The organism is Pedococcus aerophilus, assembly GCF_039532215.1.
GTDB classification, from domain to species: domain Bacteria; phylum Actinomycetota; class Actinomycetes; order Actinomycetales; family Dermatophilaceae; genus Pedococcus; species Pedococcus aerophilus.
The window spans coordinates 1,981,892-1,993,815 of sequence record NZ_BAAARN010000001.1 but is presented as its reverse complement, the minus strand read 5'-3'; the positions used below and the strand labels follow the sequence as shown (position 1 = coordinate 1,993,815).

Genomic DNA, 11,924 nt, shown 5'->3' with positions numbered 1-11,924 from the left:
GAGGGTGGCGGGGGGCGTCGCCACACCGCGGACTAGCCGGTGGTCTCCACGGTGGTGACCACCCTCGTGACCCCCGGCGCTCGCGGGGTCGAGGAGAAGCCGAACCGGCACGGCGGGTCCACGTCGGCCAGCGCGCCGAGCGGCCTCCCCTGCCAGGACCCGGTCAGGGATGTGACGTGGTGCAGGTCCAGGGCGCCGTACCACTCCCGTCGTCCCGACCGGGCCTGTCCGCGAGTGCTCACCCCGCGCAGGACCGTACGGGCCACCGGGTCGACGGCGGCGGCGAAGAGGGGGCTGGCCGCGAGCGGCGTGGGTATGGCGCGAAGCAGGTGTCCGAGAGCAGCGCGCCGACCCACGACGAACGCCAGCTCCAGCTCGCCGGCAGCGACCGACCAGTGCACCGTCCCGGAGGCTGCTCCGCGCGGCGTCGACACCTCGGCGGCGACCTCCGTGACGATGACCCCGTCGAACACGTAGGTGTCGGCGACGAACTCCGCCACCGTGGTGCTCGGCGCGAGCAGGACCCGGTGTCCGTCCGGCTGTTCGAGCATCACGTCGGCGAACGGTCCCCACGGGGAGGCGTCCCAGAGCCCCACGACGACGCGCACCCCGGAGGTGCTGCCCACCCCGGCGATCTGACCGGTGAACCGCTGTCGCCCCGGCACGCGTTCACCCTGCGTCCCGCCCCCTCGCACCCGCTCGCGTCGCACCCGGCCACCCTGACACGTCCCCCGGCCGACGGCGCGGTGACGGCTCCGGGCCCCGCAGGTCGGGACAGAGTTCGCAAAGGGTCAAGACGACTGCGTGGTCCCACCCGCGCCCCTAGGCTTCCGGCATGTCTCCCCGAACCCCCCTCGGTGAGCTGGAGGTCGAGCTCTCCCGGCTGCTGCGCCGGGCGCGCAGCTCCCAGCACCGCACCGCCTCCGAGGTGCACCCCGACCTCGACGCCTCCGGGTATGCCGTGCTCGTCACCGTGCGTGACCTGGCGGCCGCGGGTGGGGGCGCGCGGGGCGGCGACATCTCCGAGGTCCTCGGCCTGCACAAGTCGACGATGAGCCGCAACCTCGCGGTGCTCGAGGAGCTCGGTCTCATCGAGCGCATCCCGGACCCGCTGGACGCCCGGGCCCGCCAGGTGCGCCTGACGGCCGACGGCTCGGCGGCGTTGGAGCAGTCCTTCGAGGGGCGGCGCGAACGGCTGCGCCAGCAGCTCACGACGTGGGACCGCGCGGACATCGCCGAGCTGGCCCGCTTGCTGCGGCTGCTCAACGACACCGCCATCTGACCCGGTCCGTCACGGGGCCTGAGGACAGGGACGCGACCCGAGGACAGGGGCGGGGCCCGGCTCGAGCACGTCTCGAATGAAGTTGCATAGCGCAACCAACTAGGTTTACAGTTGTGTTCTGCAACCAAAGGAGTCGTCGTGGTCACCACCTTCGCGACCAAGCCGGCCGGGACACCAGCCTCCGACCACCCCCTCGAGGTCATCGCCGCCCTCTCCAGCCTGATCCGCGCCAGCCGCGCGGTCGCCCGCCAGCGGCACGACCAGCTCGGCGCCTCGGGCACGCCGCTCGCGGTGCTCAAGGCGCTGTCCCGGTCCGACGGTGGCCAGTCTCGCCCGGGGGACCTCGCGGTCGCCGCCGGCGTCGCCCCGTCCGTCGTCAGCCGGGTGCTGCCGCGCCTGGAGGAGGACGGTCTCGTCACGCGCCGCCGGGACGAGGTCGACGCACGGTCGTGCCACATCATCCTCACCCCGGAAGGCCGCGAGCAGCTCGCGGCCATCCAGCGGGAGTACGCCGAGCTGCTCGGCGGCGCCCTCGCCGACGTGCCGGCCGAGGAGGTCAGCCGGATGCCCGGGACCCTCGCCCTCCTCGAGCAGGCCTTGCTGAAGGCCGCCGACCAGGCGACCCCGCGTCATACCGGGCTCGCCCCGAGCCTGCGGCCCCCGCAGACGACGACCGGCGCAGAGCCCACCCACCGTCCCGAACCCGCCCCAGCGAACAGCCAGGAAAGCCACTGATGTCAGCCACCACAGTCTCGGCACCGCCCGAACCGACGACCGCCCACCCCGCCGCCGACGAGATGAGCCACAAGCAGATCCTCGAGGCCATGACCGGTCTGCTCGCCGGTCTGTTCACGGCGCTGCTCAGCAGCACCATCGTCTCGACGGCTCTCCCGACGATCATCGGTGACCTCAACGGCACCCAGCACCAGTACACCTGGGTGATCACCGCGTCGCTGCTCGCGACGACGGTCAGCACCCCGATCTGGGGCAAGTTCTCCGACCTGTTCAGCAAGAAGCTGCTCGTGCAGCTCTCGCTGGTGATCTTCGTGATCGGCTCGATCGGCGCCGGGCTGTCGCAGAGCGTCGGCTTCCTCATCGCCTGCCGCGTCGTCCAGGGCCTCGGCATGGGAGGGCTCACCGCCCTGACCCAGTCGATCATGGGCGCGATCATCGCCCCGAGGCAGCGCGGCCGGTACTCCGGCTACATGGGCGCCGTCATGGCCGTCTCCACCGTGAGCGGCCCGCTCCTCGGTGGCGTCATCGTCGACAGCTCGCTGGGCTGGCGCTGGACGTTCTTCGTCTGCATCCCGCTCGCCATCATCGCCCTGTTCATCCTCCAGGCGACCCTGCACGTGCCGACGATCAAGCGCAGCCCGAAGATCGACTACCTCGGTGCCGTCCTCATCTCCATCACCGCGTCGCTGCCGCTGCTCTGGATCACCTTCGCGGGCAACGACTTCCCGTGGTGGTCGCTCGAGACCGCCTACTTCCTCGGCGGCACCGCGATCGCCCTCGTGCTCACCCTCGTGGTCGAGAGCCGCGCCAAGGAGCCGATGGTCCCCCTCAAGGTCCTCAAGAACCGCACCGCCGGGCTCGTCGTCCTCGCCAGCGCCGCCGTCGGCATCGCGATGTTCGGTGGCACGACCTTCCTCACGCAGTACTTCCAGATCTCGCGCGGCTACAGCCCGACCAAGGCCGGCCTGCTCACCATCCCGCTGATGGCGGCGCTGCTCGTGTCCTCGACGGGCGCCGGCCAGATCATCAGCCGGACCGGTCGCTGGAAGAAGTTCATCGTCGGCGGCTCGTTCTTCCTCGTGGCCGGCCTCGCGTGGCTCGGGACGATCGACCACCTCACCCCGATGTGGCACATCGGCCTGGCCATGGCGCTCATGGGCTTCGGCCTCGGCGCGATGATGCAGAACCTCGTCCTCGCCGTCCAGAACACCGTCGACGTCCGCGATGTCGGCGCCGCCTCAGCCACGATCGCCTTCTTCCGCACCCTCGGTGGCGCGGTCGGCGTCTCGGCGCTCGGTGCGGTGCTGGCCACCCAGGTGACCGGCGACATCCGCGACGGACTCGCCAAGCTCGGCCCGCAGGCCGCCGCGGCCGGTGGCTCCAGCAGTGGCACGCTCAACATCAAGGACATGCCTGAGCCCGTGGCCCAGATCGTGCGGGCCGCGTATGGCGACGCGACCGGTCACATCTTCCTGATCGCCGCCATCGTGTCGGTCGTGGCGCTGCTCGCCGTCCTGTTCATCAAGGAGGTGCCGCTGCGCACCACCGTCTCCATGGGTGACGAGGCCGCGACGGCTGCCACCACCGGCACGGGTGCCCCGGCTCCGGTCGAGTCCACGCCGGGGTCGTCGGCTCCGGTCGAGCCGACCGCGCCGCGGCCCGGGACGACGCTGGTCGACCGCAACGGCGACGCCGTCCCGGTCGGGGCCGGCACCGAGGTCCGGGCGGAGCGGGCGCGCGCCAGCCAGTCGACGTCCGACTCGCACGAGCTGGGTGCCCTGGCCGCCCTCGACGTGCTGACCAGCGCCCAGGACGAGGTCCGGGGTCGGGTCGACGCCGGTGACGAGGCCATCGTGGCCGCGAAGGAGCTCCTGCAGGGGCTCGGCCGCGACGTCGACGCTGCGCTGGGCCAGTTCCACTCCGGGCTCGGGGCCGTCATCGAGTCCCTCGAGCACCCGGCCGCCGGACGCCACTCCCAGCAGCGCGCCGCCGACGTGCTGCACGACCTGGAGTTCACCCTCCTGCGCAGCACCCAGGCCACGGCCGACCGCGTCGTCGCCGCCGCGCACGCCGAGGCCGAGGCGATCATCGCCCGGGCCCGGCTGGAGGCCGAGCGGATGAGCGAGCTCACGGAGCGCAGCCAGCGCCCCTGAGGCCGGCACGGCGCGCCCCATACCCAGCCCTCAGTGAGCGCGAAGTGTCGGAACCCCGCCGGGGTTCCCCCCCTTCGCCCTCACTCAGGTCACCGGTATGGCGCGTGACGAGACCCACTCGCCGCGCGGGTTCCGTCGCTACCGGCGGGTAACTAGGGTCGTCTCCCATGACGAAGGCGTTGAGTGGGACCACGATCATCATGTCCGGCGGGAGCCGGGGCATCGGCCTCGCGATCGCGGTCCGCGCCGCCCGGGAGGGCGCCAACATCGCTCTCATCGCCAAGACCGACCAGCCCGACCCGCGTCTCGCCGGCACGATCCACACCGCCGCGGCCGCCATCGAGGACGCCGGGGGTCAGGCGCTGCCGATCGTCGGCGACATCCGTGACGACGAGACGATCGCGTCCGCCGTGGAGAAGACGGTGGCGCAGTTCGGCGGGATCGACGTCGTCGTCAACAACGCCAGCGTCCTCAACCTGAGCCCGTCCGCGGACCTCGACCCCAAGCGCTACGACCTCATGCAGGACGTCAACGTGCGCGGGACGTTCATGCTGACCAGGGCCGCGATCCCGCACCTGCTCGCCTCGCCGGACCCCAAGGTGCTGACCCTCAGCCCGCCGATCAACCTCGACCCGCGCTGGCTCGCCGGGCACCCGGCCTACACGATGGCGAAGTACGGGATGACCCTGGCCGCACTCGGTTTCGCGCACGAGCTCGGTCGCAAGGGCGTCTCCTCCACCTGCCTGTGGCCGGCGACCCTCGTCGCCACCGATGCGATCGGCAACCTGCCGGGCGGCGACCAGATGGTCAAGGTGTCGAGACGTCCCGAGATCGTGGCCGACGCGGCGTTCGAGGTCCTCACCACGGCCGGCCAGTCCCTCAATGGGCAGACCGTCATCGACGAGGACCTGCTGCGCTCGCGTGGTGTCACCGACTTCGCGCCGTACTCCATGACCGGCAAGGACGAGGGACTCGCCCCCGACCTCTTCATCGGCTGACCGGTCCCCTTCTGGCTCGTCCGGCCCACGGGAGTGCCGTCGGTCCGGTCCAATGGGGCCCATGACCGCGCCCAGCGCCGACGCCCGACCAGGCCCGAGTGACGTGGTGGGCTACGAACGCGCGTTCCCGGGGGTCGCTCCCGAAGGTGCCGGCCACACCGCCGCCGGTGTCCGTGCGCCCGACCGCCCAATCCGCGCTCAGGGCCACGGCCCTCGTCTCGGCTGGAGCGGTCGTGGCCGTGGTCACCGCGCTGCTCGGCTCCGCCCGGGACGGACGCCTCCCGTGGGGCGGCGTCGCGCTCGTCCTCGTGGTGGCTGCGGTCGGCGCAGCCACGGTCTCGGTCTGCGTGCGGCGCTGGGGTCGGGCGCAGGTGGCAGAGCTCCAGGCGGGCTACACGACGGCGACCCGCCGGGCCTGTACCCCTCGCCCGGTGGCCACGACCGGTTCGAGCTGTGGACGGGCTGCCAGTGGTCGGGCTGGGCACCCGGCCCCGACCACCGCTAGAGCTCGGTGACCCTTCCGGCCTCGACGTGCCAGCGCCGGGTCGCGTTGACGTCGGCCAGCATCCGCCGGTCGTGCGTCACGAGCAGCACGGTGCCGCCGAACGAGTCGAGCGCCTGCTCCAGCTGCTCGATGGCAGGCAGGTCCAGGTGGTTGGTGGGTTCGTCGAGGACGAGGAGGTTGACCTCGCGAGCCTGCAGGAGAGCGAGGGCGGCCCGGGTGCGTTCGCCGGGGGACAGCGACTCGGCCGGCCGGTGGACGTGCTCCGCGCCGAGGCCGAACTTCGCGAGCAGTGTCCGCACGTCGGCATCCGGCCACTCCGGCAGCGCCTCGCCGAACGCCCGCGCCAACGTCTGCGGCCCGAGGAACAGTCCGCGCGCCTGGTCGACCTCGCCGAGCCGGACCGACGAGCCGAGCCCGGCCGACCCCTCGTCGACGGGAATCGTCCCGAGGAGGACCCCGAGCAGGGTGGTCTTGCCCGAGCCGTTGGCGCCGGTGATGACGACGCGGTCGGCCCAGTCGACCTGGGCGTCGACGGGCCCGAGCGTGAAGTCGCCGCGACGCACGACCGCACCGGAGGCGCTGGCCACCACCGACCCCGAGCGCGGCGCCGCCGCGATGGTCATGCGCAGCTCCCACTCCTTGCGGGGCTCCTCGACGACCTCGAGCCGTTCAATCATCCGCTCGGTCTGACGCGCCTTGGCTGCCTGCTTCTCGGCGGAGTCCTGGCGGAACGCGGCACCGATCTTGTCGTTGTCGGGCTTCTTGCGCCGGGCGTTGCGGACACCGACGGTCATCCAGTTCCGCTGCATCCGCGCTCGGTCCTCGAGCCCGCTCACGGTCCCGGCGTACTCGTCGTAGGCCTCACGGGCGTGCCGACGGGCCACCTCGCGCTCGGCCAGGTAGCTGTCGTACCCGCCCTCGTAGACGGCGACCTGCTGCTGGGCGAGGTCCAGCTCGACGACCCGGGTCACGGTGCGCGCGAGGAACTCCCGGTCGTGGCTGATGATGACCGCCGGGCTGCGCAGGCCGCTGACGAACTGCTCCAGCCGCTCCAGCCCGTCGAGGTCGAGGTCGTTCGTGGGCTCGTCGAGCAGCAGCACGTCGTAGCGCGACAGCAGCAGCGCTGCGAGGCCCGCCCGGGCTGCCTGCCCACCCGAGAGCGCGGTCATCGGGGTGCTGAGGTCGACGCCGAGCCCCAGCGAGGCCGCTGTCGCAGCGGACCGTTCGTCGAGGTCCGCACCGCCGAGCGCGAGCCACGTCTCCAGCGCCGCGGCATACCGGTCGTCGGCGCCGGGCGCAGGGTCGGCGAGGGCCTCGGCGGCGGTGTTCATCGCGGTCTCGGCAGCGGTGACGCCGGTCCGCCGACCGATGAAGGCGGCGATGGTCTCGCCCTCGCGCCGCTCGGGTTCCTGCGGCAGGTGCCCGACGGTCGCGCTCGCCGGGGTGAGCGCGACGCTGCCGTCCTCGGGCTCGTCCTCCCCGGCGAGGAGCCGCAGCAGCGTGGACTTGCCTGCGCCGTTGGCACCGACGAGACCCACGACGTCACCCGGCGCGACGATGAGGTCGAGGTCCGAGAACAGGGCGCGGGCGCCGTGGCCGGCGGCGAGGCCAGAAGCCTTGAGAGTGGTGCTCATGTCGCCGGTGACGCTACCTGCTCACGACCGTTCGTCGACACCCGGTTTGCGTCGGACGATCGCTTGCGGCACGGGGTTGTGCGCCGGACGTCGAGAGGATGGGATGGCACCCATGACAACGCTGTCGCACGCCGTCGGCGAGACCGACGTCCCGCTGCTCGAGCAGACCATCCCCGACAACCTGGACGCGACGGTCGCGCGCTTCGGGGAGCGCGACGCCCTCGTCGACGTGGCGCAGGGGATCCGTTGGACGTATGCGGAGTTCGGCGCCGAGGTCGAGCGCCTCGCCCGGGCGCTGCTCGCCGCCGGGGTGGCCAAGGGCGACCGGGTCGGGATCTGGGCGCCGAACTGCGCGCAGTGGACGGTGGTGCAGTACGCCACGGCGAAGATCGGCTCGATCCTGGTCAACATCAACCCGAGCTACCGGACCCACGAGCTCGAGTTCGTCCTCAAGCAGGCTGGGATCTCCCACCTGTTCCTCGCCGAGTCGTTCAAGTCGAGCGACTACGTGGCGATGTTCGACGAGGTGCGCGCCAGCTGCCCCGACGTCGTGGGCGCCTACGTCCTGGGCAGGGAGAGCTGGGACGCCCTGCTGGCTCGTGCCGACGAGGTGACGCCGGAGCAGGTCGCCGAGGTCCAGGCCGGGCTCGACCGCAACGACCCCATCAACATCCAGTACACGTCGGGCACGACCGGCTTCCCCAAGGGCGCGACCCTGTCCCACCGCAACATCCTCAACAACGGCTTCTTCGTCGGCGAGCTCTGCCGCTACACCGAGGCCGACCGGGTCTGCATCCCGGTGCCGTTCTACCACTGCTTCGGCATGGTCATGGGCAACCTCGCGTGCACCACCCACGGCGCGGCCATGGTCATCCCCGCACCGGGGTTCGACCCCGCCGCGACGTTGCGGGCGACGGCTGACGAGAAGTGCACGTCGCTGTACGGCGTGCCCACGATGTTCATCGCGGAGTGGGCGCTCCCTGACTTCGCGTCATACGACCTCTCCTCGGTGAGGACCGGCATCATGGCCGGATCCCCTTGTCCTGCAACGATGATGACCAAGCTCATCGAGGCGGGGATCACCGAGGTGACCATCGCCTACGGCATGACCGAGACCTCGCCGGTCTCGACCCAGAACCGCACCGACGACACCTTCGAGCAGAAGGTCGGGACGGTCGGCCGGGTCGGTCCGCACCTGGAGATCAAGGTCGTCGACCCGGTCTCGGGAGAGACGCTGCCGCGAGGCGAGGCGGGGGAGTTCTGCACCAAGGGGTACTCGGTGATGCTCGGGTACTGGGAGCAGCAGGACAAGACCGACGAGGTGCTGGTCGACGGGTGGATGCACACCGGCGACGTCGCGGTGATGGACGAGTCGGGGTACGTGCAGATCACCGGTCGCATCAAGGACATGGTGATCCGCGGTGGGGAGAACATCTACCCGCGCGAGATCGAGGAGTTCCTCTACACGCACCCCGACATCCTCGACGCCCAGGTCATCGGGGTGCCGGACGAGAAGTACGGCGAGGAGCTCTGCGCCTGGATCCGGATGCGCGAGGGGGCCGAGCCGCTGGATGCCGAGGCCGTCCGCGCGTTCTCGACCGGCAAGCTCGCGCACTACAAGATCCCGCGCTACGTCACGGTCGTCGACGAGTTCCCGATGACCGTGACGGGCAAGGTGCGCAAGGTCGAGATGCGCGAGAAGTCAGTCGCGGACCTGGGCCTCAGCAGCTGAACCCACCGCCCCCTCCCCCCGGTCGAGTTCAACGCGCCGGCAGATCGCGGCGCGTTGACCTCGAATCGGTGAAGGGATCTCAGCGGTCGGCGGGGTGGCTGGGCCACCAGAACTTCTCGCCGAGCAGGCTGACCACGGCCGGCACGAGGACCGAGCGGACCAGCAGCGTGTCGAGCAGCACGCCGAACCCGACGATGACGCCGATCTGGGCCAGCTGCACCAGCGGCAGCACGCCGAGGACGGCGAACACCGCAGCCAGCAGGATGCCGGCGCTGGTGATGACGCCACCGGTGACGGCCAGGGCGGTGACGATGGACTCGCGGGCGTGCGAGCCACCGGCGGCCTCCTCGCGGGCCCGGGTCGTGAGGAAGATGTTGTAGTCGACGCCGAGGGCCACGAGGAACAAGAACGCCAGCAGGGGCGTGGTGACGGCCAGCGGGGGGTAGTCGAGCAGGTTCTGGAACGCGAACCAGCTCGCGCCCATGCTCGCGACGTAGGTCGCGACCACGGTGGCCACGAGGACCAGAGCCGCCACGACCGAGCGGAGCAGGAGCAGCAGCACCACGACGACGATCCCGAGGATGAGCGGGAACAGCAGCAGCCGGTCGCGGTCGGCCGTGGTGCGCGAGTCCAGGGCCTCGGCGTCGGGACCGCCGACGAGGGCCTGCGCGTCCGGCACGTCGTGGACGGCCGTCCGGAGGGCGCGGACCTGGTCGAAGGCCTGGGTCGTCCCCGGGGAGGCGTCGAGGACCACGCTCAGCTCGACGAGGTCGTCGTCACCCCCGGACGCCCGAACCTGCTGCACACCCTCGACACCCTTGGCGGCGGTGGTGACGGCGTCGGTGGCCGAGGCCTTGGCGATGACGATGGTGGGCTGGCTCGTGCCGGCTGGGAAGGCCGAGGCGAGCTGCTCCTGGCCGACGACGGCCTCGGGCTTGTCGAGGAACTGCTCGTTCGGCGACTGCCCGACCGACAGGTTCAGGCCGCCGAGGGCGAGGATCGCCAGGGTGACGACCGAGGCGAGGCCGACCACGACGGGACGGCGGGTGACCGCGTCGCCCAGGCGGCGCCATACGCCGGCGTGGCTAGGGTCGTCGGTCCCCACGCGGGGGACGAACGGCCAGAACAGCCGCCGGCCGAAGAGCACCATCGCGGCGGGCAGGACGAGCAGGGCGTAGGCGAGGGCGATCGCGATGCCCATGGCGCCGGCGTATCCCAGGGACTGGGCGAACGGGTCCTTGGCGAACCCGAGGCTGAGCAGCGCGAGGATCACGGTGCCGCCACTGGCGAGGACGGCCGGCGCTGCCGAACCAAGGGCGGCACGCATCGCCTCGTGGCGGTCCTCGGTGCGGCGCAGCTCCTCGCGGTAGCGGGCGATGATGAGCAGCGCGTAGTTGGTGCCGGCACCGAAGACGAGCACCGAGGTGATCCCGGTGACGGCGCCGTCGGCGCGGACCTCGCTGACCCGCGAGAGGGCGGACAGGGCCTTGCTCGCGACCTGGTCGCCGGTGCCGACGACGGTGAGGGGGACGAGCCACAGCCACGGGCTGCGGTAGGTGATGAGCAGCAGGATCGCGACGACGCCCGCGGTGGCGCCGAGGAGCTTGATGTCGGCGCCGTCGAAGACCGCACCGATGTCGGCGCCGAAGGCCGGCCCGCCGGTGACCGTGGCGGTCAGGCCCTCGGGCAGGCCCTCGCGGACAGCGGTGCGGAGCGCATCGACCGCCTCCGAGTTGGCCTCGTCGGGAAGGTCCGCCTCGAGCGGGATGATGACCAGTGCGGTGGTCTTGTCCTGGGACACCTGCGGCGGGATGGCCGAGGCGCCGGCGGCCGAGTCGCCGCCCGCACCGGTCGGTGCACCGCTCGCGGTGGCACTCGCCGTGGGCGCCCACTCCTTGACCGCGGCGATGCCGCGGTCGCGGGAGGCCTCCACCGCGGAGGTGTCGACGGTGCCCGAGGCCGACTTGTAGACGACGATCGCCGGGGTCACCCCGCTCGACGGCAGCTGGGCGCGCAGGGCGCTGACCTGCGCCGCCTCTGCGCTGTCGGGGAGCGAGGCGGCGGTGGTGGAGACCGCCTTGGGCTCCCCGGCGAACGCGAAAGCCGCCGCCGAGACGAGCACTGCCACCACGACGACGAGCCACTTGACCCGAGGCCCCACCAAAGCACCGAGGGCTCGACCCGCCCCCGAGAAGCCATGTCCGCCAGCCACGTCATTCCTCCATCGCGTCTGTTGCACTTCTACCAACAAATAGTTCTACGATGGAAACAGTACCGTGCGGCACAATGTCCCGCGAACCGAGGAGGTCCGATGTCGACGTCGCAGCCCCAGCGCCCCCGGGGCGCCGAGGGCCCCGCACAGGGCCCCACGAAAGGCCCCGCCCTGGCGCTGGAGATCATCGACGCCCTGCGCGCCTTCACCACCGAGATGGACCGCTACATCGACACCCGGGGCGGCGCCGTCGGGCTGCACCGCACCGACCTCAACGCCCTCGCCCACGTCCTCGACGCGCGCCGCTCGGGCGGCGAGATGTCGCCGGGGGAGCTGGCGCACGCCCTGGGCCTGAGCCCACCGGCCACCTCGGCGATGCTGCGCCGCCTCGAGTCGGTCGGTCACGTCCGTCGCACCCACAGCGAGGTCGACCGTCGCCGCGTCTCGGTCGAGATGACCGATGACGCGATGGGGGTGGCGCTGGAGATCTTCGGGCCGATCGCCACCACGATGCGCGAGACCATCGGGTCGTACTCGATGGCCGAGCGTGAGACCGTCCTGCGGTTCCTCACCGATGCCACGGACGCCGCCTCGAGGGCTCGCAGCGACGACGCCGGTCCGGGAACACCTTGACGTCCTCGGTGGTTGAGGTGGATAGTTGAATATTGAACGA

General features: G+C 71.6%; 10 protein-coding genes. 7 read left to right on the top strand and 3 right to left on the bottom strand.

Features of this window, described 5'->3' with window-relative positions; genetic code table 11:
• Positions 1-32: 32 nt before the first annotated feature.
• Positions 33-665, bottom strand: coding sequence for a hypothetical protein (locus ABD286_RS09490; protein WP_344192528.1), 633 nt, complete (start codon positions 663-665; stop codon positions 33-35).
• Between the two features lie 170 nt (positions 666-835).
• Between ABD286_RS09490 and ABD286_RS09485 the strand changes: the two genes are divergently transcribed.
• From ABD286_RS09485 to ABD286_RS09465, 5 genes are all read left to right on the top strand, one after another.
• Positions 836-1,282, top strand: coding sequence for a MarR family winged helix-turn-helix transcriptional regulator (locus tag ABD286_RS09485; RefSeq protein WP_344192524.1), 447 nt, complete (start codon positions 836-838; stop codon positions 1,280-1,282).
• Positions 1,283-1,420: 138 nt separating this feature from the next.
• Entirely contained in the window at positions 1,421-2,017 is a 597-nt protein-coding gene (locus tag ABD286_RS09480) for a MarR family winged helix-turn-helix transcriptional regulator (RefSeq protein WP_344192522.1), read from the top strand.
• Positions 2,017-4,170: an MDR family MFS transporter gene (locus ABD286_RS09475; protein WP_344192518.1), complete on the top strand. Its 2,154-nt coding sequence runs from the start codon at positions 2,017-2,019 to the stop codon at positions 4,168-4,170. The genes ABD286_RS09480 and ABD286_RS09475 overlap by 1 nt, the downstream gene beginning before the upstream one ends.
• Before the next feature lie 167 nt (positions 4,171-4,337).
• Positions 4,338-5,168 (top strand): SDR family oxidoreductase, encoded by an 831-nt coding sequence (locus tag ABD286_RS09470; RefSeq protein ID WP_344192516.1) that lies wholly within the window; start codon positions 4,338-4,340, stop codon positions 5,166-5,168.
• A 167-nt stretch (positions 5,169-5,335) separates the two neighbouring features.
• Positions 5,336-5,683 (top strand): hypothetical protein, encoded by a 348-nt coding sequence (locus ABD286_RS09465; RefSeq protein WP_344192514.1) that lies wholly within the window; start codon positions 5,336-5,338, stop codon positions 5,681-5,683.
• Here the strand turns inward: ABD286_RS09465 and ABD286_RS09460 are convergent.
• Positions 5,670-7,307 carry an ABC-F family ATP-binding cassette domain-containing protein gene (locus ABD286_RS09460; RefSeq protein WP_344192512.1) on the bottom strand — a complete coding sequence of 546 codons (1,638 nt, stop codon included), beginning with the start codon at positions 7,305-7,307 and terminating at the stop codon, positions 5,670-5,672. The two genes, ABD286_RS09465 and ABD286_RS09460, sit on opposite strands and share 14 nt — an antisense overlap.
• Before the next feature lie 112 nt (positions 7,308-7,419).
• Here ABD286_RS09460 and ABD286_RS09455 point away from each other — a divergent pair, with 112 nt between their 5' ends.
• On the top strand, positions 7,420-9,039 hold the full coding sequence (locus ABD286_RS09455) for an AMP-binding protein (RefSeq protein WP_344192510.1): 1,620 nt from the start codon (positions 7,420-7,422) through the stop codon (positions 9,037-9,039).
• 79 nt (positions 9,040-9,118) lie between these two features.
• On the opposite strand, the gene ABD286_RS09450 is transcribed toward ABD286_RS09455, so the two are convergent.
• Positions 9,119-11,200, bottom strand: coding sequence for an MMPL family transporter (locus ABD286_RS09450; RefSeq protein ID WP_344192508.1), 2,082 nt, complete (start codon positions 11,198-11,200; stop codon positions 9,119-9,121).
• Positions 11,201-11,350: 150 nt separating this feature from the next.
• On the opposite strand from ABD286_RS09450, the gene ABD286_RS09445 reads away from it, so the two are divergent.
• Entirely contained in the window at positions 11,351-11,884 is a 534-nt protein-coding gene (locus ABD286_RS09445; protein ID WP_344192506.1) for a MarR family winged helix-turn-helix transcriptional regulator, read from the top strand.
• The last annotated feature ends 40 nt before the right edge of the window (positions 11,885-11,924 follow it).